This window comes from Stenotrophomonas sp. SAU14A_NAIMI4_8 (assembly GCF_003086695.1).
Lineage (GTDB): Bacteria > Pseudomonadota > Gammaproteobacteria > Xanthomonadales > Xanthomonadaceae > Stenotrophomonas.
Map to the genome: position 1 here is coordinate 4,044,355 of NZ_CP025999.1, position 24,177 is coordinate 4,068,531.

The following is a 24,177-nucleotide window of genomic DNA, read 5'->3' on the forward strand; positions in this document are numbered from 1 at the left end:
GGGCTCCGGCGCGCCCATCGCATGCTGGCGGCCTGCGCGGGTGCTGCATCGCGACACGAAATCGGGAGGTGCCAGCGCCCCTCATGTCGTGGCAACATCCGCCTGCTTCGGCAACATCGACCGGGTCGGCACGCACTACCATCGCCGCGTGCCCGCCGCCTTCCAGGAGGAACCATCGCACCATGCGCAGTCGAATCGAGGATGTCGCCGCCGTTGCCGGAGTGTCGATCAAGACCGTGTCCCGCGTGCTCAACCATGAGCCGAACGTGCGCGAGCAGACCCGTGAACGCGTGCTGGCGGCGGTGGCGCGGCTGGGCTACAAGCCGAACCTGTCGGCGCGCAGCCTGGCCGGCCAGCGCTCGTATGCACTGGCGCTGGTCTACAACAATCCGTCGCGCAACTACCTGATGGAAATCCAGAGCGGCATGCTGGAAGCGTGTCATGCCCAGCACTACAACCTGATCCTGGGCCCGGTCGGCATCGGCCGCCGCACCCTGCCCGACCTGGCCGCGCTGTTCGAGAACTCGCGCCCGGATGGCGTGGTGCTGATCCCGCCACTGACCGACGATGAGGTGGTGCTGTCCTACCTGGAAGAGCAGGACATCCCCTTCGCCTGCATCGCGCCACGCCACCCGGAAGGCCGCATCGGCGTGCGCATGGATGAAACCACCGCCGTGGTCGAACTGATCGGCCACCTGGTCGCGCAGGGCCATCGCCGCATCGGCCACATCAAGGGCCCGCGCGCGCACGGTGCCTGCCAGTGGCGCCATGCCGGTTACCGCCAAGCGCTGCGCGACGCAGGCATCGCCTACGACCCGGCACTGGTGGTCAGCGGCCAGTTCTCTTTCGAGTCCGGCGTGGACGCGGCCAACCTCCTGCTTGACCTGGATGACCCGCCGACAGCGATCTTCGCCGCCAACGACGACATGGCCGCCGCGGTGTACCGCGTGGCGGGCGAGCGTGGCCTGCGCGTGCCGCGCGACCTGTCGGTGTGTGGCTTCGACGACACGCCCATCGCGGGCCACATCTACCCGGCGTTGACCACCGTGCGCCAGCCGACCGCGCACATGGGCCGGCTGGCCACCGAGCAGCTGATCGAGCACATCCGCACCGAGACGGCCGGACGCATGATCACGGTCGAACACGCGGTGCTGGACCGCGAATCGACCGCCGCACCGCGCCGACGCTGACGCCCCCTGCCGCAGCGGACCTGCGCGTCCGTTGCCGGTTCCCACACACGTGCGTGCACGCGCGCGGCGGCCGCTTCGCCGTGCGCGATGACAGGCCTGCATGCGGACACTGCGCTGCATGCGTTGTCCGTGCATCGTCGTTGCCATGTCCAGAACCTGTCCTCCCGGTCATCGATTCAAGCCATCCAGAGGACATGCACGACATCCTCCGGGCATTGCGTTTGTCCAGCGCTGTCAATCGCACCAACACCCTCGCCCCCAGCTCGCTGCACCTGCATCCGCGCAGTTCCGTTCTGCACCGCACAACACGATTCCACCGATCCATTGGCAGCGCTGTCATGGCTGAAAAACCGCTGCAAATGCTGCAACCAAAGGCAATTCATCCGCGTGAGCACTTTCATGGCAACGGTTACATCGCGACCTGCGCGCACGTTGCTGAGGCGCACTTGATGGCAGTTTGTTGACAACGCTGTCAACCGTCGCTCCAATCCGGCCACGTGCAGTAACCCGCCATCGAGAAGACGCCGCAACGACACCACCGAATTCCCTGGGGAGGGAGCTTCCATGAAGACGTACAAGGCAGTACCTCGCAAGACGATGCTCACTTCCGCGCTGCTGGCAGCGCTCGCTGCACCGGCCTGGGCGCAGGATGCACCTGCCGGCGAAGCTCCCGACCCGGCCACGCTCGATACGGTGCAGGTCACCGGTATCCGCGGCAGCCTGCAGTCTTCCATGAACCTCAAGCGCGACAGCCAGGGCGTGGTCGATGGCATCGTTGCCGAGGACATCGGCAAGTTCCCCGATACCAATCTGGCCGAATCACTGCAGCGCATCAGCGGTGTCTCGATCGACCGCACGTCCAGTGGCGAAGGCTCGAAGGTGACCGTGCGCGGCATCGGCCCCGACTACAACCTGGTGCTGTTGAACGGCCGGCAGATGCCGGCGTCCAATCTCGGCAACGGCGGTGGTGGCCTGAACGGGTCGCGCTCGTTCGACTTCGCCAATCTCGCCTCGGAGTCGATTTCGGCGGTGGAGGTCTACAAGACCAGTCGCGCCGACAATCCGGCCGGCGGCATCGGTGCCACCATCAACATCAAGACACTGCGCCCGCTCGAATCAGAGCCGGTGATCAGCCTCGGCCTGAAGGCGGTCAACGATTCGTCCAACGACAACCTGCCGCGCACGCTGCAGGGTTCCAACGTGACCGGCGAACTGTCGGGCATCTTCAGCCAGCGCTATGCCGACGACCGCTTCGGCGTGTCGCTCAGTGCCAGCCACCAGGAGCGTGATTCCGGCTTCAACCAGGCCACCGTGGCCGAGGGTTGGGCCACGTTCTACGGCAACAACACCACCGACTGGCGTGCCTTGCCGCTGCCGGGACAGGGCTACTCGGACCGCATCACCAACCGGCCGGGCCCGAACGATGTGTATGGGCGGCCGCAGAACACCGCCTACAACGTCAACGGCGTGCAGCGCCAGCGCACCAACGCGCAGGCCACCTTCCAGTGGAAGCCGGCCGACAATGTCACGACCACGCTGGACTACACCTATGTCGAGAACAAGGTGCAGCAGCAGCGCAGCGAGCTGTCGGTGTGGTTCAACTACGGCCCGGGCGACAGCACCTGGACCAATGGCCCGGTGGCGGCGCCGATCATCTACAGCGAGGACATGACCAACTCGGACGTGTCGATGGGCGGTGCGCGGCTGGCGACCAAGACCGACATGCACTCGCTCGGCTTCAACGTGGACTGGGAAGTGAACGACGCGCTGGATCTGTCTTTCGACGCACACAATTCCCAGGCCGAATCGCAGCCGGACAGCCCCTACGGCTCGGCCGGCGTGCTCGGCGTGGCCGCCTTCGTACGCGGCAAGACCACCGTCGACTACAGCGGTGACCTGCCGATCATCAACATCGCCCTGCCGCCGGGTGGCGTACAGGCGTCCGATGCGCTGGTCACCGGCTCGGTGTTCCAGAACAGCTACAACAAATCCAAGGTGCAGCAGTACCAGGGTCGCGGCACGTTCCGCTTCGCCGACTACTCGGCACTGGACTTCGGCATCGGCCACACCCAGGTGGAAAACCGCTCGGCCTCGGCCATCATGCAGCGCAATACCTGGGGCGGCCTGGGTTCGCCGTCCGACTATGCCGATGACATCTGGTATGCGGACAACATGGCCAAGTACTTCAAGGCCTTCTCCGGGCACAGCGATCCGCGCCTGACCGGCCAGTTCCTGGTGTTCGACTTCGACCGCCTGATCGACCGCGCCGCGCAGGTCGGCACCGACGCCGATCCGGCCTGCCCGACCTGCTACTACGCGCCCACCGAGTACTCCGAAGACATCCGCACCACCGAAAAGACCCGCAGCGCCTTCCTGCAGTACCGCACCACCTTCGACTGGTCGATGCCGCTGCACGTGGCGGCCGGCGTGCGCTACGAACAGACCGAGGTGGAATCCAGCGCGATGGTGCGGGTGCCCACGGGCATCAGCTGGGGCTCGGCCAATGAACTGAACATCGTCTACGCACCGGAAAGCAGCTTCGTCGGCGGCCGCGGCAAGTACGACTACGTGCTGCCCAATGTCGACCTGAAGCTGGATCTGAGCGAGACGCTGGCACTGCGCGGCAGCTACAGCCGCACGCTGGGCCGGCCGAGCTGGACGCAGATCCAGAGCGGCCAGTCACTGGCCGACATCGTACGCACCCAGGGCGGCAGCGGCAGCCGCGGCAACCCGGGGCTGGAACCGCTGATCTCGGACAACTTCGATCTGTCGCTGGAGTGGTATTACGGCGAAGGCAGCTACGCCTCGGCCGGCTTCTTCCGCAAGAACATCAAGAACTTCATCAGCGACACCGTGGTGCGCGAGAACGCCGGCAGCCTGCACACGCCGGTCGGTGGTGCGTACTGGAACGAAGCGCTGGCCTCGTGCGGCGGCACCGACATGCCGTGCATCCGCGATTACATCTTCACCAACCACGCCGGCGACCCGGGCGTGAACTTCACCGGGGTCAATTCGGCCGGCCAGCTGACCGGCACCATCGAAGGCCTGCCGACCGACCCGATCGCCGGCTTCGACATCACCGTGCCGGCCAACCAGCATTCGGACCACCTCGATGGCTGGGAAGTGGCGGTGCAGCACCTGTTCGGCCAGTCCGGTTTCGGCGTGGCCGCCAACTACACCAAGGTGAAGTCCGGGCTGACCTTCAACAACCTCAGCCTGGGTGACCAGTACCCGATGATCGGCCTGAGCGACTCGGCCAACGTGGTTGCGTTCTACGACAAGAACGCCTGGCAGGTCCGCGCGGCTTACAACTGGCGCGACAAATTCCTCAACGGCATCGGCGGCCAGGGCCCGAACCCGAACTACACCGCCGCCTACGGCCAGCTCGATCTGAACATCAGCTACGCGGTAAGCGAGCAGCTGAGCCTGAGCCTGGAAGCGATCAACCTGACCGACGAGACCATGCGCACCTATTCGCGCCACACCAACATGCTGCGCTACGCCACCCAGACCGGCCCGCGCTACATGTTCGGCGTGCGTTACAAGTTCTGATCGGCTGCAGTAGTGTGGAGCCGAGCCCAGGCCCGGCTCCACACTGCCCCGGATACCCGCGCATGCCTTCACCGCCCCGCCCCATCGAAGAGATCCACGGCCTGGACCCGGCGCAGCTGCACGTGCAGCTGTCCACCTGGACGACGCCGAAGGTGATCCGTGGACTGGTGGCGCACTGGCCACTGGTGGCCGCAGCGCGCCGGTCCGCGGCCGAAGCGGTGGCCCACCTGGCCAGCTTCGACCATGGGCAGATGCCGGTAACGGCGACCACCGCCGCGCCCGAGACCCGCGGCCGGTTGTTCTACAACGAAGACATGAGCGGCTTCAATTTCCGCCGCGAACAGATTCCGCTGAAGGTGGTGCTGGCCACGTTGCTGAAGTACGCCAGTGATCCCGCGCCGCCGTCCATCTATGTGGCGTCGACCACGCTGGACAGCTTCCTGCCCGGTTTCAGCCAGGCCAATCCGCTGCACCTCGGCGTGGCCGACCCGCTGGCCAGCATCTGGATCGGCAACCGCTCGCGCATCGCTGCCCACCAGGACGTGCCGGACAATCTGGCCTGCGTGGCGGCCGGCCGCCGCCGCGTCACCCTGTTCGCACCGGAGCAGATCGACAACCTGTACGTGGGCCCGCTGGACTTCACCCCAGCCGGGCAGGCGATCAGCCTGGTCGATTTCCACGCACCGGACCTGCAGCGCTTCCCGCGCTTCGCGCAGGCGTGGGCGCAGGCCCAGGTGGCCGAGCTGGCGCCCGGCGATGCGGTGTTCATTCCGTCGTTGTGGTGGCACCACATGGAAGGGCTGGAAGCGTTCAACGTGCTGGTCAACAGCTGGTGGCGGCCGGTACCGGCGTGGATGGATTCACCGATGAACGCGCTGATGCTGGCCATCCTTGCACTGCGCGACCTGCCGCCGGAACAACGCGCACACTGGCGCACGATGCTCGACCACTATGTGTTCGAGGCGGGCGAACATACGGCCGCGCATGTGCCGCAGGACGCGCGTGGCGTGCTTGCACCGCTGGAGGCGGCCGGTGCCGAACGCGTGCGCGATACGCTGCGGCGCCGCCTGCAACGATGACACCGGGGCACCGGAGTTAACCCCGCCGCGCGCGAATGTGCCCATAATGGCGGTTCCCCCCACCGTCTGCGCCGGCTGCGATTGTTCGCGCCGCGCTCCGCTGCCGCATGCCACCGATCTCCAACCGCCTGAACCTGGGCAAGCTGATTCTTGCGCTGGCCCTGCTGAGTACGCTCATTGCGTTGGCCAACACCCTGCTGGCCAGCTACCGCGTGCAGCGCGACCAGCTGGTGGGCAACACCCTGGAAGCCAACCGGGTCTACGCCAGCAAACTGGCCGAGACCACGCAGAACTTCCTGTTGTCGGCGCAGCAGCAGCTGGCCTACGCCGCGACCCGGCTGGGTGAAACCGGCCTGGAGCCGGAGCAGGCGCAGCGCGAGGCCAGCCGCCTGCAGCTGCAGTCCAGCAGCTTCAATTCCTCGCTGGTGGTGAACGTGGATGGCCGGGTCATCGCGACCTCACCGCAGACCCTGCAGCTGCAGGGTGAAGTGCTCAAGAGCGTGGGCAGCCAGATGGCCCTGGCACGGCGCCAGCCATTGATCAGCGATCCCTACCAGTCGGCCACCGGCAAACTGCTGATCTCGCTGTCGCACCCCATCTTCGACCGCCAGGGCAACTACCTGGGCTACGTCAGCGGCACCCTGTACCTGCGCCAGCGCAGCGCCCTGCACACCCTGCTGGGCAAGCACTACTACCGCGATGGCTCGTACCTGTACGTGGTGGACCACAACGGTCGCATCATCTACCACAACGATGCCAAGGAAGTGGGCACCTACGCGCTGGACAACCCGGCGGTGAAGGCGCTGATGCGCGGCCGTTCCGGCAGCCAGCAGCTGGTCAACAACCACGGCGTGGCCCAGCTGTCCGGCTATGCGCCGGTGCCGGCCACCGGCTGGGGCATCATCGCCCAGCGCCCCACCGAAGCGACCCTGCAGCCGCTGTCGCGCCTGATGAGCTCGGTCATCTGGAATGCCATTCCGCTGGGCGTGCTGTCGCTGCTGATCACCTGGTGGTTCGCACGGCGCATCTCGCTGCCGCTGTGGCAGCTGGCGCGCAACGTGCAGGAAGGCGAAGACACCGGCAACGCGATCAACCACGTGACCGGCATCCGCGCCTGGTATTTCGAAGTGGCGCAGTTGAAGCAGGCGGTGCTGTACAGCTTCAACGCCCTGCAGGACCGCATCGGTTCGCTGAACCGGGCCAGCCGCACCGACCCGCTGACCGGGCTGCTGAACCGCCGTGGCCTGCAGCACGCACTGGAGCTGCTGCAGGCGCAGGGCGTACCGTTCGCGATCGTGGCGCTGGACATCGACCGCTTCAAGTCGATCAACGACACGCACGGCCACGATGTGGGCGACGCGGCCATCGTGCACATTGCCGAACAGATGCGCCGGCATTCGCGCGAAACCGACGTGCTGTGCCGCGCCGGCGGCGAGGAATTCCTGCTGCTGTTGCCGGGCGTCGGCACCGATGCCGCACGCCAGGCCGCCGAACGGCTGCGCCGGCACATCGCCGACGAAGCCTTCGCCCCGGTCGGCACGATCACCGTGTCGCTGGGCGTGGCCCATTTCCCCAGCTTCCATGCCGATGTGGAGCAGGCGCTGCGGCTGGCCGACAAGGCCCTGTACCTGGCCAAGGAACAGGGCCGCAACCAGGTGGTGGTGTACCCGCACGCCGATTGAGCGTGCGGGCATGGCGGCGCCGCCTCAGCCCAGCGGGGTCAACAGGCGCGGGCCGTCCTGGGTGCCGACCATATACACGCCACCTGCGGGCAGCAGATCGGTGCCGGTGGCCTGCGCATCCTCACCGGTAATCCACGGCGCCTTCTGGCGCGGGCCCGGGATATAGGCCGACCAGCGGCCGTAGCGTTCGTCGCGGTTGTCGATGTCGTAGTGCACGGGCACGCGCACGGTCCAGAACTCGCTGTCCTTGTACTTGCCGGTGGTGGGCGGGGTGAAGGTCCAGCCCTTGGCGGTCCTGACGCTGGCATCTGCCAGGGTCTTGCGCAGCAGGTCCATGGTGCGCGCCGGGCCCACCGATGTCAGGTTGGTCTGCTCGGCCACGACATCGGCCACGGTACCGTCCCGGGCGACCTTCACCAGCAGCAGCACCATGCCCTGCCCGCGCATGGCCCACGCACGCTGCGGGTATTCCGGCCGTGTCAGGCGCAGGCCCTTCACCTCATCGGTGCTGGCCCCCTTGCTGGCATTGGCCGGGCCGAAGTTGGCGTCGGCCACCCGCACCTGCATGCTTTCCTCGGACATGTTGTCGGCCAGCAGGCGCAGCCGCACCGCGGTGCGTGCCGGCACGGCAGTGCCGTCCACCTTCACCGGTTCAAAACGCCACTGGCCCACGGTGCTTTCCACCAGTGCGGCAACGCCCTCGCCCACCTTGTCGCGCTTGTCCAGACGGAAGCCTTCCACCTGTCCTTCGCGGCCGATATCGATGACGCCCGTGAGGGTCAGGCTGGCCTCGGCCTGCTTGCGCACTTCCCGCGCGGTCTGCGCCTGCGCGCTGTCGAAGGTCACTGCGCCGGCACCCACTGCCAGGGCCACGGCCAGGAAAAGAGATGTACGCATCACAGCCACTCCTTGTGCATGAAGACCACAGGCTACCCCATCCCGGCCAGGGCATCCAAGGCTCAGGCCAGGCGGTGCGCCCCTGCGTAAGGGGGCGTATCGGGGTAGTCGCCGGCCGCGAAACGCGCCTGCAGCCCCTGCCACCACAGCGGATCGAACAGATGGCGATAGTGCTCGCGCACCGCCGCCAGTTCCTGCGCGGGCAGCCCCATGAACGGGCCGAAGCGCTCGGGAAAAACGTCACGCGGGCCCACATGGAACCAGGGTTCGTCGGCCATGGCCTCTTCCGGTGAGCGCGGCTGCGGCCAGGCGCGGAACACGCATTCGCTGACCAGGCACAGTTCGTCGTAGTCATAGAACACCGCGCGCCCATGCCGCGATACACCGAAGTTCTTCGGCAGCATGTCGCCCGGAAAGATGTTGTTGCGCGCCATGTCGGTGATCGCCTGCGCGTAGTCCAGCACCGCTGCACGCACGGCGTCGCCGCTCTGTTCGCGCAGGTACAGATTCAATGGCCGGAAACGGCGCTGCACGTAGCACAGCGCAATCTCGATCTCATCGCCATCCACGCGCACGCTCTGCGCGCACTGCTGCAGCAGCTCATCCAGCAGCGCCGGAGCAAACCGCGCACGCGGGAAACGCAGGTGCCGGTACGGCTGCGCGTCCAGCAGGCGCCCCACCCGGTCCAGGTTGAACACCAGCGCGTATTTCTCTTCCACCTGCTGCCGCGACATGGCCTTGGGCCAGGCGAAACGGTCGCGTATCAGCTTGAACACCAGCGGGTAGCTGGGCAGGGTGAACACCGCCATCACCATGCCCGGTGTGCCCTCGGCATGCACCAGCTGCTCGTTGGGATGGTCGCCGAAATGGCGGAAGAACGTACGGTAACGCTCGGTCTTACCCTGCTTGGCGCGGCCCAGCACGGTGTACAGCTCATCGATGGGTTTGCCCGGCAGCAGGCTGCGCAGGAACACCACCGCATCGCCCACCGTGGCCAGGTCGGCCTGGAAGTAGCTGCGCGATACACCGAACAGGTGGGCGACATCGCGCCGGCGGGTCAGCACGGCGTCGGCACGCAGGCCGCCGGCATCGTTCACCAGGGCAATCACGCAGGGCGAGAAACGGTGTTCGCCAAATACACGCCCCACCAGGTACGCGCGGCGCTCGCGGTAGAACACCGTATCGAGCAGTTCGATGCTGCGTACCGGGGTATCGCCCCAGTGGGCAAGATCGTCCTGCAGGCGAACCGCGATGGCCGCAGCGCAACGCAACTGGTGGGCATACGGCACATCGAAGCGATAGTCGGCCAGCACCCGCTGCAGGGCCTCCACTGGCCGGGTGGCCGAGACCGAGTAGGTGTGGCGGGCCACCGGGTGGGTGATCGCATCGGAGGGCTCGACGTCGAAGGCGATGAACTCCACCGCCGGATCGACGCCGCGGGTGCCGAACAAACGCCGTGACAGCGTGTTGTAGAAGGTCTTGTACAGCTCGGCGTCGATCAGCCCCTGCAGCAGGGTGGTGAAGTGCGCGTGCACCTGCAGCCACAGCGCGCGCTCGCCGACGGCCTCGCCGGCCAACCGCCGCAGGGCATCCATGCGTTCGGCAATGCACAGGTCGTACAGGGCGATGCGCTCGACCGCGTCCTGGCGTGCGCCGGCCCAGTCGCGCTGCTCGAAGCGGCCACGCGCGCGCGCCGTGATGGCGGCAAAGCGCGCGTGGTAATCCTCGAAGCCGGCCGCGATGGCCTGGGCAAGGCGCAGGGGCAGTTCCGGCGGGAAGTGGAGGGCGGCCATGGGTAAACCATACGCCGCCGTGGGGTGGCTTGTGTAGCGTCGAGCGCGGCGGCTGCTTTTCCGTAGAGTCGAGCTTGCTCGACTGCCTTTCCGTAGAGTCGAGCTTGCTCGACTGCCTTGGGTAGAAGCAGTCGAGCAAGCTCGACTCTACGAACGCCCGGTGCGGAGCAGTCGAGCAAGCTCGACTCTACGAAAGGCGGTCAGGCGGGCGGTCAGATCGCCAGTTCGGCTTCCACGTCCTGCACCTTGCGCCGGGCCAGGGCCAGGTTGCTCTTGGTCCGGTCCAGCACGATGTAGAAGAACAGGCCCTTCTTGCGCGCCACCGGGCGCATGATGTGGTACGCCTTGCCCAGCGAAATCAGGATGTCTTCAATGCTGTCGTTGAGGTTCAGCGATGCGGCGGTCTTCATCTTGGCGCGGATCACTTCGGTGTTGCCGGCGGCCGCCACCTCCATGTCCATGCCCGCGCCGGCCTCGCCCAGCAGCATGCCGCTCTCGTAATCGACCAGGGCGACGGCCTGCGCGCCGTCAATCCCCATCAGTGCATTCAGCGATTCAGTCAGTCCAGCCACGTGCGCTCCCCTTCATCTTGTTGGTTCGAGCCCCTCGTTCCCCTGCGGCCGGGCTCACGTTCCGCCGAGTTCGGCCAGGATCTCCCGGCCACATTCCCTGCTCTGCCACAGCACCTGGCCGATCACGCTGCGCTGGTTGCACGCGGCCATCAGCAGCAGCGGTGCGCGCCCTTCGGCGGTAATGGTCAGCATCAGCACCTTGCCGCCGGCGGCCTCCAGCATCAGCGTCTGCAGTTCGCCCAGTACCAGTTCGCGCCCCACCGCGCCGGCCAGCGCCAGCATGGCGCTGGTCATCGCCGCCAGCCGTTCGCCGCGCCCTTCGGCACCGGCACTGACCACCGCAAAGCCATCCACGCTGGCCAGCACCACCGCACGCACGCCCTCCACGCGCTGTCGCAGGTCGTGCAACAGCGGTTGCAGGCGCGCGCGTTGTCGTTCGTCAGGCAGCAGGGCCGGCTGTCCGTCAGCCATGCGCGGCCACCAGGGCGTGCGCTTCCATCTCGCTCATCAGTACATCCATCAGCAGCAGTCCCTGCTCACGATCGCGGGCATCCAGCGGCAGCAGCGGCAACGGTTGCCCGTCCAGCACGGCGCGTGCCGCCCAGTCGTCCAGTACCGCTGCCGGTGCCAGGTCCAGGTGGGTGACCGCCACCACCAGCGCCAGCGCACCGGCGAAGGGCTGCAGGGCCTGCAGGTAGGTGTCCAGTTCGGTGGTCAGGCCGCTGCGGCGCGCGTCCAGCAGCAGCACCGCGCCACGCGCGCCCTGCAGCAGGATCGGCCACAGGAAGTCGAAGCGCTGCTGGCCCGGCGTGCCGTACAGGCGCAGGCGCTCGCCGTTGGGCAGGTCGATGTCGGCGTAGTCCAGGGCCACCGTGGTCGATGCTTTGTCGGCACCGCCGCGATCACTGTTGGCCACATCGGTATCGATCACCGCGCCGGCCGCGATGCTGCGCACCAGCGTCGATTTGCCGCTGCCCATGCCGCCCAGCACCACCACCTTGTGTTCACGCATGGCGCTCGTTCCCGCGCAGGCTGCGCCACAGACGGGCCAGCAGGCCAGGGTCGGGGCTGCTGCCGCGCAGCGGCGTGGCCGTGGGTGTGGCAGAACCCTGCAACTGGGCGTAGCCGCACAGGTAGGCCGCATGCACGAAGTCACGCACGGCCGCGGCGGGAAGCTCCAGCAGCATCGCGCACTCATCCACCGTGCTGGCGCGCTTGAGCAGCAGCGAGCACAGACGGAAGGCATCGTGATCGTGGCCCAGCACGCGGAAATCCGGCCAGCGCAGCAGCTTCACCGTGGCCCCGCGCAGGCGCTCGTCCAGTGCCTGCCAGTGGCGGCTGCGCTGCGCCCATTGCCACAGCAGCGGGCGCAGCGGCTGGCGCGGCCGCGTACCGGCCAGCGCCTGCAGCTGCACGGCCGTGACCGCGTCCAGCTGCAGGTGTTCGAATCCGTCGGCCAGGCGCTCCACGAGGTGCGCGGCCGGCTCCTGCAGCAGCACGGCCTGGTCCTGTTCGATATCCATCAGCAGCAGCGGCTGGCCCTCCAGGGCCAGCAGCAACTGGCCCTGGCGCAACGGCAAACGCTCGCGCAGCAGGCGGGTGATGGCATGGGCGCCGTCGGCCAGGCGTACCGGTGTGGACGGCGGCGCGGCCTGCATGCCACGCAGTGCATGGCCGATGGCGCCGTCGTCCAGCACATCCTGGCCACCATCGCCGCGGCGCAGCTGCCCACCGATGTCTTCTATCCAGCACTGCAGGCGGGGCCGCTGCTGGCGCATGCGCAGTGCCGCATTGCGCAGGGCCGGCGTATCGCGGATCACCAGCAGATCGCAGTCATCCAGATCCTGGCTGCGGCGGATCTGCCCGTCGGGCAATGCCGAGGCCACGCGCAGGCGCTGCAGCAGTGCCTGCTCGCCCTGGATATCGGTTCCCACCACCAGCACGCGTGCCATCCGAGTTCCCCGGGCAACCGCCTCCCCGGCGGTTTCGCAGGCCAAGGCTAGGACAAGTGAGACACGGCGGGCCGTGACCCATTGCTCAGATTGCAGCGGGTGGTGAAAGGGCACACAGCGGTTCTGCGACGGCCATCGGGGGCAAGTTTCATGCCGTGTTGACGGCGTTGGGGGAAGGGTTCGGAGCCGTCTGCTTCGCAGCGGGATCCGACCCCGGGCACCAACCCCTGGCCCCAGCAAAAAGAAACCCGCGCCGGAGCGCGGGTTTCTTCTTCACAACCAGGCGGCGATGGATCAGCCGCGCAGCTGTTCCAGTGCGGCGTTCAGGGTCGCGCTGGGACGCATGGCCTGGCTGGCCTTGGCCACGTCCGGGCGGTAGTAGCCGCCGATATCCACGGCCTTGCCCTGCACCGCCACCAGCTCGTCAACGATCTTCTGTTCGTTGTCGCTCAGCGCCTTGGCCAGCGGTGCGAAGCGCGCCTTCAGTGCGGCATCGTCGTCCTGCGCAGCCAGCGCCTGCGCCCAGTACAGGGCGATGTAGAAGTGGCTGCCACGGTTGTCGATGCCACCCAGCTTGCGCGACGGCGACTTGTCGTTGTCCAGGAACTGGCCGTTGGCTTCGTCCAGCGCCTTGGCCAGCACACGGGCGGCGGCGTTGTCGTAACGGTTGCCCAGGTGTTCCAGCGACGCGGCCAGGGCCAGGAATTCACCCAGCGAATCCCAGCGCAGGTAGTCCTCTTCCACGAACTGCTGCACGTGCTTGGGGGCCGAACCACCGGCGCCGGTCTCGAACAGACCACCACCGGCCATCAGCGGCACGATCGACAGCATCTTGGCGCTGGTGCCCAGTTCCATGATCGGGAACAGGTCGGTCAGGTAATCGCGCAGCACGTTGCCGGTCACCGAAATGGTGTCCTCGCCCTTGCGGATGCGATCCAGCGAGAAGGCGGTCGCTTCCACCGGCGGCAGGATGCGGATGTCCAGGCCGTTGGTGTCGTGGTCCTTCAGGTACTGCTCGACCTTGGCGATGACCTGCGCGTCGTGGGCGCGGGCGGCATCGAGCCAGAACACAGCCGGGGTGCTGCTCAGGCGGGCGCGTTCGACGGCCAGCTTCACCCAGTCCTGGATCGGTGCGTCCTTGGTCTGGCACATGCGCCAGATGTCACCGGCTTCCACCGCGTGTTCGAACACCACGTTGCCGGCATCGTCGGTGACCTTGACCACGCCGTCGGCAGCGATCTGGAAGGTCTTGTCGTGCGAGCCGTACTCTTCGGCCTTCTGCGCCATCAGGCCGACATTCGGCACCGAACCCATGGTGGCCGGGTTGAACGCACCGTGGGCCTTGCAGTCGTCGATGACGGCCTGGTACACGCCGGCGTAGCAGCGATCAGGGATGATGGCCTTGGTGTCCTGCAGCTTGCCTTCGGCATTCCACATCTTGCCCGAGTCGCGGATCATCGCCGGCATCGAGGCGTCGACGATCACGTCGCTCGGCACGTGCAGGTTGGTGATGCCCTTGTCCGAGTTGACCATGGCCACGCCCGGGCGCTGTGCGTACTCGGCAGCCAGGTCGGCTTCGATCGCGGCGCGGGTGGCTTCCGGCAGCGACGGCAGGCGCGCGGCCAGGTCACCAATGCCGTTGTTGGCATCGAAACCGGCCTGCTTCAGCACGTCGGCGTGCTTGGCCAGCACGTCCTTGTAGAACTCGTTGACCACCACGCCGAACATGATCGGGTCGGAGACCTTCATCATGGTGGCCTTCAGGTGCAGCGAGAACAGCACGCCCTGCGCCTTGGCATCTTCGATCTGCGCGGCGATGAAGCTGGCCAGCGCCTTGCGGCTCATCACCGCGGCATCGACGATCTCGCCGGCCTTGACCGCGGTCTTTTCCTTCAGCACGACGGCGCTGCCGTCCTTACCGTGGAAGGTGATCTTCAGCGCACCGGCGTTGGCCAGCGTGGCCGACTTTTCGCTGCCGTAGAAATCACCGGCGGCCATGTGCGAAACGTGCGACTTCGAATCCGACGCCCAGCCGCCCATGCGGTGCGGGTGCTTGCGGGCGTAGTTCTTCACCGACAGCGGCGCGCGGCGGTCGGAGTTGCCTTCGCGCAGCACCGGGTTCACCGCGCTGCCCTTGACCTTGTCGTAGCGCGCCTTGTAGTCGCGCTGCTGGTCGTCGGCCGGGGTTTCCGGGTAATCCGGCAGCGGATAGCCCTGGTCCTGCAGTTCCTTGATGGCCGCCTTCAGCTGAGGCACCGAGGCGGAGATGTTCGGCAGCTTGATGATGTTGGCGTCCGGGGTGGTCGCCAGCTGGCCCAGCTCGGCCAGGTCGTCGCTGACCTTCTGCGCATCGCTCAGCAGTTCGGGGAACTGCGACAGGATGCGGCCGGACAGCGAGATGTCACGGGTTTCCACCACGATGCCAGCAGTGGCGGTATAGGCGTCGATGATCGGCAGCAGCGACTGGGTCGCCAGGAACGGTGCTTCGTCGGTCAGCGTATAGAGGATCTTGGACATGGGGGACTTGGACTCTGTAGCAGTTCTCAGGGGAAGGCCGGCGCCAGCGCCGGGCCACGTGCAACCGTGTCACTTTCCCTCGTCGCCGTCAGGGTGGGCGCGCGGCGGGGAAACCCCTGCATTGTCGCGTTTTCAGCCGCGCGGGGCAAAGCCATGCCATACGCCAAGGTACTGCGCTGCGGCAACGCAGTGATCCATTGCCGTGGTATCGGTTGCAACCATCGCCGCGCGCCCACGCGTGGCGTGGTCTACACCCTGCGCGGCGGCCGTTCGGGTAGATCCAGGCCATGCGTGGATGCGGCCCAGCGTGCAACTGCCCAACAAAAAAGACGCAGCCTCGCGGCTGCGTCCATCGTGAGTCCAACCGGGAGAGAGTCGGCGGGACTTACTTGACCTCGAACTCCTGCGGCGTTCCGGCCGCCTTACCATCAACCATGACTTCGGCGCGGTACTTGCCGGCCGGCCAGCCATTGGCATTCTTGAACGTGATGTTGGTGGTCTCGGCGCCGCTGGTGTTCAGCGTGGCGCTCTGTTCACCGGCCACCTGGCCGTCCTGGAAGGTCAGCTTGGCGCCGACGTTGACGTTGCTGGCCGCGCCATCGGTCTTCACCGAAACGACGACATCATCCTTCGGTGCAAACAGGGCGGCCGTGGCGACGGACTTGTCCGCAGCCGCGCTCTTGCCCACGGTGACCGAGGACACGGCCACGGCGCTTGCGGCGGCCATCGGCGGCGGCGCGCCGGTCATCGGCGCCGGTGCCGGCTCGGCCGGGGCAGTGGCTGCCGGGGCGGCATTGGTATCGGTGGATTCTTCTTTCTTCTTGCAGCCCACCAGGGCGACACTGCCCAGCAGGGCGGCCAGCAGGGCGTTCTGAAGCGGCGTGGTCTTGATCATTCGTGGTTTCTCCCAGGCATGTTCGGATAGCGATCGTGGGCCGGTTACGGGTCCGGCTTACTTCGGCGGCAGCTTCAGGGTCTGGCCCGGGAAGATCTTGTCCGGGTCGTCAAGCACATCGCGGTTGGCCTCGAAGATCTTCTTCCAGGCATTGGCATCGCCCAGGTGCTGCTTGGCGATCTTCGACAGCGAATCTCCCTTCTGCACGGTGTAGGTGCCGCCACTGACAACCTCAGCGGTACTGTCCACCGATGCGCTCACGCCGGAAAAGTCCGCCTTGGGAACCTGTTGCGCGGTACTGTCGACGCTGGCGCTTACGCCGGAGAAATCGGCCTTCTTCTCGGTACTCATCCACACACTCCCGTCTGCATGACTACGTGGTATGCACGGTGCCATGGCGGTTGTTAAATGGGGATGGTGCAGATGTGAAGCCGCCCCCCGGGGCGGCTGAACAATCGGGGTGGCCGATGGCCGCTGCGCTCGCCGGGCGTGAACCGGCGCTACCGCCGGCCATCCCCCGCGGTAGCGCCGGGCCATGCCCGGCGGCGCTTATTGGCGCAGTTCGCGGTAGGTCGCAGCGGGGGCTGCGATGCCGGGGCTGGCACGCCAGGGATTGATGTCCAGGCCACCGCGGCGGGTGTAGCGCGCTTCCACTTCCAGCCACTGCGGCTGGCAGCGTGCGGACACCTCGCTGAAGATGCGCTCGACGCACTGCTCGTGGAACTCGGCGTGCTCGCGGTAGCTGACCAGATAACGCAGCAGGCCAGCACGATCGATCTTCGGGCCGCGGTAGCGCAGGCTGACCGTGGCCCAATCCGGCTGGCCGGTCACCGGGCAGTTGGATTTCAGCAAGGCCGACACCAGGGTCTCTTCCACCACGTTGCCCGCGTCGGCAGCCAGATAATTGGCCTGCGGCGGGCCATAGCAGTCGATCTCCACCTCCAGCCCGTCGATGGACTCACCCAGCGGCGCTTCGCGCAGCGCCGGCAGACCGAATTCCACCTGCACCGGCGCACCGGCACAGGCCGACAGGTCGGCGGCCAGGCGCTCGCGCAGGGCTTCGGCACTGTCGATACGGGTGCTGTTGAGGGAGTTCAGGTACAGCTTGAACGACTTCGATTCGATCAGCCGCGGCGAGGTGCACGGCACCTGCACGGTGGCCACGGCCACCTGCGGCTTGCCACGCGGGTCGAGCCAGCTCAGTTCGAAGGCGTGCCAGCGGTCATGGCCGACGAACGGCAGCGCGGCATCATCGAGGCCGATTTCCGAACGGGCGCCGATGCGCGGGATGGGAAACAGCAGGCCGGGATCGTACTGCGACGGGTAACTGACCTCGCGACCGAGGCTGGAGTCCTGGGGGGTGTTCATGGGCGTCATTGTATCGCGCGCAGGGCGGGCCTTCGGCCGGGTCGGCCAACGGCGGAGCCCCTCCGTGGTGGGGGTGTTGGTTGGTCGCGGAAGGCGGTCTATCGGCTTGGCCGGGTGGGCAGGCGGGTCGGGGGACGCCGTAAACCCGTCCTTGGGGGCTTGGCCGCGGCATCCATGCCGCGGACACCCCCGCCCCGCCTGCCCACCCGGCCCCTGACAGTTTCCTGCGCGCGGCCGCCACCACGGGAAAGATCAGGAAAATCAAATTCAAAAGCCCATGCTTCGGACGTTCATGACGTCCGCCGAGTCGACCAAGGTCGACACCTACCAGAGCAGCGTTGGGGTCAGAGCCCGTTGCGAAGCAACGGGATCCGACCCCGTGCCGTTCCGACAGTTGCGGGAAACTGTCGGGGGCGGGGTGGTGTGGGCTTGCAGGACCGCAGGCGCCATGGATGGCGCCTACGAGCCTCCATGGATGGATTTACGGCGTGTCCTGCAAGCCCACACCGCCCCGCCCCGCCCAACCCACAGTAAACCAGCCCCGCTTTTGACGTTGACGTTGACGTTAGCGGGTGCAGGGCTGCAAGCCCTGCCGGTAACCCTCACCCCGCCGGGGTGCCGGCGCCGTGCAGATAATCCAGGCTGACCTGCAGCAACGCGCGCAGGCCAACATCCAGCGCCTTCTCATCCAACAGGAACTTCGGCGAATGGTTCGCCGGCGCCGTCGCCGGGTCGATGCCCACGCTGGTGGAACCGACGAAGAAGAACATGCCCGGCACTTCCTTGGCGTACAGCGAGAAATCCTCCGCGCCCATCTGCAGCGGCGGCTCATAGACGTTGTCCTTGCCCACTACCGCCTGCAGGCTCGGCAGCATCTTCGCGGTCAGCGCCGGGTCGTTCACCGTGGCCGGGTTGCCCTCGGCCTCGTAGATCTCGGTCACCGCCTTGGCCCCGTGCGCCGCGGCCGTGTGCTCGGCCACGTTGCGCAGATCGGCGAAGATCTGCTGGCGCATGCCCTCATCGAAGGTGCGGATGGTGCCGACCATCTCCACTTCGTCGGGAATGATGTTGTAGCGGATGCCGCCGTTGATCGCACCGAAGGTCAGCACCGCCGGCTGCTTGGACAGATTGGTGCGGCGGCTGACGATGGTCTGCGCGGTGCCGACCAGATCGGCGGTGGCCACGATCGGGTCCACCCCGTTCCACGGTGCCGAACCATGCGTCTGGCGACCGATCACCTTGATCCCGAAGCGATCGGAAGCGGCCATCAACGGGCCGCCACGCACCGCGATCTGCCCGGCCTGCACGCTGGAGAATACGTGCAGACCAAACACGGCCTCGGGCTTGAAGTCGGCGAACAGGCCTTCCTTCAGCATCAGCGCGGCACCACCCTCTTCCGGCGGCGGCGCACCTTCTTCGGACGGCTGGAAGATCAGCATCACCTGGCCTGGCAGGTCCTTCTTCATCGCCACCAAGGCCTCGGCCACGCCCAGCAGGGTGGCGGTGTGCGCATCATGGCCACAGGCGTGCATCACCCCCACGGTCTGCCCGCGGTATTGCGCCGTAGCCTTGGAGGCGAACGGCAGGCCGGTCTGTTCGGTTACCGGCAACGCGTCCATGTCCGCGCGCAGGGCGATCTTCGGGCCCGGCTTGCCGCCTTCGATGATCGCCACCACGCCGTGGTGGGCAATGCCGGTCTTCGGCTTCAGGCCCATCGCGCGCAGGCGCTTGGCCACCTCGGCCGAGGTGCGCGCTTCGCGGTTGGACAGTTCCGGGTGCTGGTGGAAGTCGCGGCGCCATTCCACCACCTGCGCCTGCAGGCGCTGCGCGGCAGCGGTCACCTCCGGGCGCTCGGCCACGTCGGCATGGGCAAGGGCCGGCACAGCCAGCAGCAGGGCGGACAGCAGCAGGGAACGGCGCATCACGGGCTCCACGGAAGGGGTCTGCACCTGAATGTAGGGCAAGGCTGCCGCTACGGGAACCTCTTTCGCCACGCCGGGTCTGAGCGCCCGTCCCATCCGTCATGCAGGAAATGGCATGGGTCACAGGTATGCTTTGCGCATTGCCAACCGGGGCGCCGCCCCGTCCAGCCTTCTTGGAGTCCTTGAATGTCACGTGTTTGGAAGATCGTGCTGCTGGTCGTGGCAGTGCTGGTGCTGGCAGTCGTCGGCGTGCGGGTACTGGGCGGCGGCAAGGACAAGGCGGCAGGCCCGGGCGCCGCGGCGCGCCAGGGCGGCGAAGACCCCGATGCCGGCCCGGTGCCGGTTACCGTGGTCGATGCCACCCGCCAGGATGTGCCGGTGTATGCCAGCGCCCTGGGTACGGTCACGGCCATGAACACCGTCACGGTCAGCCCGCAGGTGGGTGGCCAGCTGATGAGCCTCAACTTCCGCGAAGGCCAGGAAGTGAAGCAGGGCGACCTGCTGGCGCAGATCGACCCGCGCAGCGCGCAGGCCAGCTATGACCAGGCCGTGGCCGCCCAGCGCCAGAACGAGGCGCTGCTGGCCACCGCCCGTTCCAACTACCAGCGCTCCAACGCGCCGGAGTATCGCCAGTTCGTCGCCAAGACCGATCTGGATACACAACGAAACCAGGTGTCACAGTACGAAAGCGCAGTGGCCGCCAACGAGGCCAGCGCGCGCGCCGCGCAGGTGCAGCTGCAGTACACCCGCATCACCGCGCCGATCTCCGGCATTGCCGGCATCCGTGCGGTCGACGCTGGCAACGTGGTCAATGCCGGTACCGCGCTGGTCACCCTCACCCAGATCCACCCGATCCATGTGCTGTTCAACCTGCCCGAACGCCAGCTGGGCGACGTGCGCCAGGCGCAGGCCGCAGGCAAGGTGCCGGTCGCTGCGCTGGACCGCGCCGATTCGCACGTGCTGTCCGGTGACGGCTCGCTGGACGTGGTGGACAACCTGATCAGCGCCGACAGCGGCACCTTCAAGGCCCGCGCGATCTTCGAAAACACCGACAACGGCCTGTGGCCGGGCCAGTTCGTGAACGTGCGCATGCAGCTGCGCACCATTGCCGGTGGCGTGGTCATTCCCACCCAGGCCGTGCTGCGCGGGCCCGATGGCGAGTACGTCTATCTTGTGCAGGGCGACAACACGGTCAAGATGCAGACCGTGCGCAGTGGCGTGGAAGTGGGCGACAGCCACGTGCAGATCACCGAAGGCCTGAAGGGTGGCGAGCGGGTGGTCAGCGAAGGCCAGTTCCGCCTGAAGCCGGGCAGCAAGGTGACCGCGCTGAAGCCGGGCGAAACCCCCGCTGCGCCCACCGAGGCCGAACTGAAGGCCGCCGAACAGAAGAGCGGCGGCCGCGGCCGTCCCGGTGGTGGCCCGCGCTGAGCGCAGGCCACCCTTTCCTTTCGCGCCGGCCCTGCTGCCGGCGCAGCCATTGAAGCGACAGCAAGGATCAGTCCGTGGGCTTTTCGACGATCTTCATCCGCCGTCCCATCGCTACCTCGCTGTTGATGGCGGGCCTGTTGCTGCTGGGCATCCTGGGTTACCGCAAGCTGCCGGTGTCGGCGCTGCCGGAAATCGATGCGCCCAGCCTGGTGGTCACCACCCAGTACCCCGGTGCCAACGCCACCACCATGGCGTCGCTGGTCACCACCCCGCTGGAGCGCCAGTTCGGGCAGATTTCCGGGCTGGAACTGATGACCTCCGATTCGTCGGCCGGGTTGTCCACGATCATCCTGCAGTTCTCGATGGACCGCGACATCGATATCGCCGCGCAGGACGTGCAGGCGGCGATCCGCCAGGCCACCCTGCCCTCGTCGCTGCCCTACCAGCCGGTCTACAACCGGGTGAACCCGGCCGACGCGGCCATCGTCACCCTGAAGCTGACCTCTGACACGCGGCCGCTGCGCGAGGTCAACAACTACGCCGATTCGATCCTGGCCCAGCGCCTGTCGCAGGTGCAGGGCGTGGGTCTGGTATCGATTGCCGGCAACGTGCGCCCGGCCGTGCGCATCCAGGTCAATCCGGCGCAGCTGTCGAACATGGGCCTGACCATGGAAGAGCTGCGCAGCGCGCTCACCCAGGCCAACGTCAACGCGCCCAAGGGCTCGTTGAACGGCAAGACCCAGTCCTACAGCATCGGTACCAACGACCAGCTGGCCAGTGCCGCCGAGTACCGCGACACCATCATCAGCTACAAGAACGGCCGCCCGGTGCGGCTGTCCGACGTGGCCCAGGTGGTGGACGGCGTGGAGAACGACCAGCTGGCCGCCTGGGCCGATGGCAAGCCGGCGGTGCTGCTGGAAGTGCGCCGCCAGCCCGGTGCCAACATCGTGCAGACCGTCGAACGCATCCGCGCCATCCTGCCGCAGCTGCAGGGTGTGCTGCCGGCCGACGTGCACCTGGAAGTCTTCAACGACCGCACCGAAACGATCCGTGCGTCGGTGCATGAAGTGCAGTTCACCCTGATCCTGACCATCGGCCTGGTGGTGGCGGTCATCTTCGTGTTCCTGCGCCGGCTGTGGGCCACCATCATTCCCTCGGTGGCGGTACCGCTGTCGCTGGCCGGCACGTTCGCGGTGATGGCCTTCACCGGCATGTCGCTGGACAACCTTTCGCTGATGGCGCTGGTGGTGGCGACCGGCTTCGTGGTGGACGATGCGATCGTGATGATCGAGAACATCGTGCGCTACATCGAGCAGGGCAAGAGTGGCCGCGAAGCGGCCGAGATCGGCGCGCGCCAGATCGGCTTCACCGTGCTGTCGCTGACCGTCTCGCTGGTGGCCGTGTTCCTGCCGCTGCTGCTGATGCCCGGCGTCACCGGCCGCCTGTTCCACGAATTCGCCTGGGTGCTCAGCATCGCCGTGGTGCTGTCGATGCTGATCTCGCTGACGCTGACGCCGATGATGTGCGCCTACCTGCTCAAGCCCGACGCGCTGCCCGAGGGCGAAGACGCGCATGAGCGCGCAGCGGCCGCCGGCAAGCAGAACCTGTGGACGCGCACCGTGGGCCTGTACGAACGCAGCCTGGACTGGGTGCTGGACCACCAGCGCGCCACCCTGGTCGTGGCCGCCGCCGCGCTGGTGCTGACCGTGCTGCTGTACGTGCTGATTCCCAAGGGCCTGCTGCCCGAACAGGACACCGGCCTGATCACCGGCGTGGTGCAGGCCGACCAGAACATCGCCTTCCCGCAGATGGAGCAGCGCACCAAGCAGGTGGCCGAGGCCCTGCGCCAGGACCCGGACGTGACCGGCGTGTCGGCCTTCATCGGTGCCGGCAGCATGAACCCCACGCTCAACCAGGGCCAGCTGTCGATCGTGCTGAAGGAGCGCGGCCAGCGCGATGGCCTGGATGAGATCCTGCCGCGCCTGCAGAAGGCGGTGGCCGGCATTCCCGGCGTGGCGCTGTACCTGAAACCGGTGCAGGACGTGACCCTGGATACGCGCGTGGCCGCCACCGAGTACCAGTACTCGCTGTCGGACGTCGATTCGGCCACCGTGGCCACCCAGGCCACGCGCCTGACCGAGGCGCTGCGCCAGCGCCCGGAGCTGGCGGACGTGGACAACAACCTGTCCAACCAGGGCCGTGCGCTGGAACTGAACATCGACCGCGACAAGGCCAGCGTGCTGGGCGTGCCGATGCAGACCATCGATGACACGCTCTACGATGCGTTCGGCCAGCGCCAGATCTCCACCATCTTCACCGAGCTCAACCAGTACCGCGTGGTGCTGGAAGTGGCGCCGGAATTCCGCACCAGCACCGCGCTGATGGAACAGCTGGCCGTGGCCTCCAACGGCGCCGGCGCGCTGACCGGCACCAACGCCACCAGTTTCGGCCAGGTCACCTCGTCCAACTCGTCCACCGCCACCGGCATCGGTGCGCAGAACACCGGCATTACCGTGGGCGCGGGCAACATCATTCCGCTGTCGGCGCTGGCCGAAGGCAAGGTGACCAGCGCGCCGCTGGTGGTCAGCCACCAGCAGCAGCTGCCGGCGGTGACCGTCTCCTTCAACGTGGCGCCGGGCTACTCGCTGTCCGATGCGGTCAAGGCCATCGAAGAGACCAAGGCCAGCCTGGACATGCCGGCCCACCTGCATGCCGAGTTCATCGGCAAGGCCGCCGAGTTCACCGGCAGCCAGACCGACGTGGTGTGGCTGCTGCTGGCTTCGCTGGTGGTGATCTACATCGTGCTGGGCGTGCTGTACGAAAGCTACATCCACCCCATCACCATCATTTCCACCCTGCCGCCGGCCGGCGTGGGCGCGCTGCTCGCGCTGATGGTGTGCGGCCTGAGCCTGTCGGTGGATGGCATCGTCGGCATCGTGCTGCTGATCGGCATCGTGAAGAAGAACGGCATCATGATGGTGGACTTCGCCATCGAAGCCCGCCGTGCCGGCGCCAACGCCCACGAAGCGATCCGCCGCGCCTGCCTGCTGCGCTTCCGCCCGATCATGATGACCACCGCCGCGGCGATGCTGGGCGCGCTGCCGCTGGCACTGGGCACCGGCATCGGCTCGGAACTGCGCCGCCCGCTGGGCATCGCCATCGTCGGCGGCCTGCTGCTGTCGCAGCTGGTAACGCTGTACACCACGCCGGTGATCTACCTGTACATGGAACGGTTCTCGGAATGGCTGGCCCGCCGCCGCGAGCAGCGCGCGTTGCGCGACGGTTCGCTGCAGGAGCCGCAGGCATGATCCAGGCCCCGCACCTGCGGGG

At 67.1% G+C, this 24,177-nt stretch carries 18 protein-coding genes; 7 read left to right on the forward strand and 11 right to left on the reverse strand.

The window, feature by feature from the left end:
* Positions 1-182 precede the first annotated feature (182 nt).
* From C1930_RS18195 to C1930_RS18210, 5 genes are all read left to right on the forward strand, one after another.
* Complete coding sequence (locus tag C1930_RS18195; protein WP_108754360.1) at positions 183-1,190, forward strand: LacI family DNA-binding transcriptional regulator; 1,008 nt, start codon at positions 183-185, stop codon at positions 1,188-1,190.
* A 194-nt stretch (positions 1,191-1,384) separates the two neighbouring features.
* The gene (locus C1930_RS20365; protein WP_159093634.1) at positions 1,385-1,654 is read left to right on the forward strand and encodes a hypothetical protein; all 270 of its coding nucleotides are present in this window, start codon (positions 1,385-1,387) and stop codon (positions 1,652-1,654) included.
* Between the two features lie 100 nt (positions 1,655-1,754).
* Positions 1,755-4,742, forward strand: coding sequence for a TonB-dependent receptor (locus tag C1930_RS18200; protein WP_108772350.1), 2,988 nt, complete (start codon positions 1,755-1,757; stop codon positions 4,740-4,742).
* Between the two features lie 62 nt (positions 4,743-4,804).
* The gene (locus C1930_RS18205; RefSeq protein WP_108757350.1) at positions 4,805-5,821 is read left to right on the forward strand and encodes a cupin-like domain-containing protein; all 1,017 of its coding nucleotides are present in this window, start codon (positions 4,805-4,807) and stop codon (positions 5,819-5,821) included.
* 107 nt (positions 5,822-5,928) lie between these two features.
* The gene (locus C1930_RS18210) at positions 5,929-7,503 is read left to right on the forward strand and encodes a sensor domain-containing diguanylate cyclase (protein ID WP_108757351.1); all 1,575 of its coding nucleotides are present in this window, start codon (positions 5,929-5,931) and stop codon (positions 7,501-7,503) included.
* A gap of 24 nt (positions 7,504-7,527) precedes the next feature.
* Here C1930_RS18210 and C1930_RS18215 read toward each other — a convergent pair whose 3' ends face one another.
* The 11 genes from C1930_RS18215 to C1930_RS18265 all read right to left on the reverse strand — a co-directional run bounded on the left by C1930_RS18215 (position 7,528) and on the right by C1930_RS18265 (position 19,419).
* Positions 7,528-8,400 carry an energy transducer TonB gene (locus tag C1930_RS18215; protein WP_234412695.1) on the reverse strand — a complete coding sequence of 291 codons (873 nt, stop codon included), beginning with the start codon at positions 8,398-8,400 and terminating at the stop codon, positions 7,528-7,530.
* A 62-nt stretch (positions 8,401-8,462) separates the two neighbouring features.
* Complete coding sequence (aceK, locus tag C1930_RS18220) at positions 8,463-10,193, reverse strand: bifunctional isocitrate dehydrogenase kinase/phosphatase (protein WP_108772351.1); 1,731 nt, start codon at positions 10,191-10,193, stop codon at positions 8,463-8,465.
* Positions 10,194-10,405: 212 nt separating this feature from the next.
* Positions 10,406-10,765 carry a hypothetical protein gene (locus tag C1930_RS18225; protein ID WP_108751060.1) on the reverse strand — a complete coding sequence of 120 codons (360 nt, stop codon included), beginning with the start codon at positions 10,763-10,765 and terminating at the stop codon, positions 10,406-10,408.
* A 54-nt stretch (positions 10,766-10,819) separates the two neighbouring features.
* Positions 10,820-11,236 carry a roadblock/LC7 domain-containing protein gene (locus C1930_RS18230; protein ID WP_108772352.1) on the reverse strand — a complete coding sequence of 139 codons (417 nt, stop codon included), beginning with the start codon at positions 11,234-11,236 and terminating at the stop codon, positions 10,820-10,822.
* Positions 11,229-11,777 (reverse strand): ATP/GTP-binding protein, encoded by a 549-nt coding sequence (locus tag C1930_RS18235; protein WP_108772353.1) that lies wholly within the window; start codon positions 11,775-11,777, stop codon positions 11,229-11,231. Before C1930_RS18235 ends, C1930_RS18230 begins: the two co-directional genes overlap by 8 nt.
* On the reverse strand, positions 11,770-12,717 hold the full coding sequence (locus C1930_RS18240; protein ID WP_108772354.1) for a hypothetical protein: 948 nt from the start codon (positions 12,715-12,717) through the stop codon (positions 11,770-11,772). Before C1930_RS18240 ends, C1930_RS18235 begins: the two co-directional genes overlap by 8 nt.
* Before the next feature lie 294 nt (positions 12,718-13,011).
* Complete coding sequence (locus C1930_RS18245) at positions 13,012-15,234, reverse strand: NADP-dependent isocitrate dehydrogenase (protein ID WP_108772355.1); 2,223 nt, start codon at positions 15,232-15,234, stop codon at positions 13,012-13,014.
* A gap of 385 nt (positions 15,235-15,619) precedes the next feature.
* Positions 15,620-16,129: a hypothetical protein gene (locus C1930_RS18250; RefSeq protein ID WP_108751065.1), complete on the reverse strand. Its 510-nt coding sequence runs from the start codon at positions 16,127-16,129 to the stop codon at positions 15,620-15,622.
* A 57-nt stretch (positions 16,130-16,186) separates the two neighbouring features.
* Positions 16,187-16,480 carry a LysM peptidoglycan-binding domain-containing protein gene (locus C1930_RS18255; RefSeq protein WP_108751066.1) on the reverse strand — a complete coding sequence of 98 codons (294 nt, stop codon included), beginning with the start codon at positions 16,478-16,480 and terminating at the stop codon, positions 16,187-16,189.
* Positions 16,481-16,678: 198 nt separating this feature from the next.
* Positions 16,679-17,497, reverse strand: a complete 819-nt coding sequence (gene queF, locus C1930_RS18260) for an NADPH-dependent 7-cyano-7-deazaguanine reductase QueF (protein ID WP_108757358.1) — start codon at positions 17,495-17,497, stop codon at positions 16,679-16,681.
* Positions 17,498-18,099: 602 nt separating this feature from the next.
* Positions 18,100-19,419, reverse strand: coding sequence for a M20 family metallopeptidase (locus C1930_RS18265; protein WP_108754371.1), 1,320 nt, complete (start codon positions 19,417-19,419; stop codon positions 18,100-18,102).
* Between the two features lie 186 nt (positions 19,420-19,605).
* On the opposite strand from C1930_RS18265, the gene C1930_RS18270 reads away from it, so the two are divergent.
* Both C1930_RS18270 and C1930_RS18275 read left to right on the forward strand, forming a co-directional pair.
* Positions 19,606-20,847, forward strand: coding sequence for an efflux RND transporter periplasmic adaptor subunit (locus tag C1930_RS18270; protein ID WP_108772356.1), 1,242 nt, complete (start codon positions 19,606-19,608; stop codon positions 20,845-20,847).
* A 74-nt stretch (positions 20,848-20,921) separates the two neighbouring features.
* Complete coding sequence (locus C1930_RS18275) at positions 20,922-24,155, forward strand: efflux RND transporter permease subunit (protein WP_108754373.1); 3,234 nt, start codon at positions 20,922-20,924, stop codon at positions 24,153-24,155.
* Positions 24,156-24,177: the final 22 nt, after the last annotated feature.

Excerpts from the sequence above, each read along its gene's own strand:
- C1930_RS18195 (WP_108754360.1), top strand. The coding sequence starts at position 183 with ATGCGCAGTCGAATCGAGGATGTCGCCGCCGTTGCCGGAGTGTCGATC.
- C1930_RS20365 (WP_159093634.1), top strand. The coding sequence starts at position 1,385 with ATGCACGACATCCTCCGGGCATTGCGTTTGTCCAGCGCTGTCAATCGC.
- C1930_RS18200 (WP_108772350.1), top strand. The coding sequence starts at position 1,755 with ATGAAGACGTACAAGGCAGTACCTCGCAAGACGATGCTCACTTCCGCG.
- C1930_RS18205 (WP_108757350.1), top strand. The coding sequence starts at position 4,805 with ATGCCTTCACCGCCCCGCCCCATCGAAGAGATCCACGGCCTGGACCCG.
- C1930_RS18210 (WP_108757351.1), top strand. The coding sequence starts at position 5,929 with ATGCCACCGATCTCCAACCGCCTGAACCTGGGCAAGCTGATTCTTGCG.
- C1930_RS18215 (WP_234412695.1), bottom strand. The coding sequence starts at position 8,400 with ATGCGTACATCTCTTTTCCTGGCCGTGGCCCTGGCAGTGGGTGCCGGC.
- aceK (WP_108772351.1), bottom strand. The coding sequence starts at position 10,193 with ATGGCCGCCCTCCACTTCCCGCCGGAACTGCCCCTGCGCCTTGCCCAG.
- C1930_RS18230 (WP_108772352.1), bottom strand. The coding sequence starts at position 11,236 with ATGGCTGACGGACAGCCGGCCCTGCTGCCTGACGAACGACAACGCGCG.
- C1930_RS18235 (WP_108772353.1), bottom strand. The coding sequence starts at position 11,777 with ATGCGTGAACACAAGGTGGTGGTGCTGGGCGGCATGGGCAGCGGCAAA.
- C1930_RS18240 (WP_108772354.1), bottom strand. The coding sequence starts at position 12,717 with ATGGCACGCGTGCTGGTGGTGGGAACCGATATCCAGGGCGAGCAGGCA.
- C1930_RS18245 (WP_108772355.1), bottom strand. The coding sequence starts at position 15,234 with ATGTCCAAGATCCTCTATACGCTGACCGACGAAGCACCGTTCCTGGCG.
- C1930_RS18250 (WP_108751065.1), bottom strand. The coding sequence starts at position 16,129 with ATGATCAAGACCACGCCGCTTCAGAACGCCCTGCTGGCCGCCCTGCTG.
- C1930_RS18255 (WP_108751066.1), bottom strand. The coding sequence starts at position 16,480 with ATGAGTACCGAGAAGAAGGCCGATTTCTCCGGCGTAAGCGCCAGCGTC.
- queF (WP_108757358.1), bottom strand. The coding sequence starts at position 17,497 with ATGAACACCCCCCAGGACTCCAGCCTCGGTCGCGAGGTCAGTTACCCG.
- C1930_RS18265 (WP_108754371.1), bottom strand. The coding sequence starts at position 19,419 with ATGCGCCGTTCCCTGCTGCTGTCCGCCCTGCTGCTGGCTGTGCCGGCC.
- C1930_RS18270 (WP_108772356.1), top strand. The coding sequence starts at position 19,606 with ATGTCACGTGTTTGGAAGATCGTGCTGCTGGTCGTGGCAGTGCTGGTG.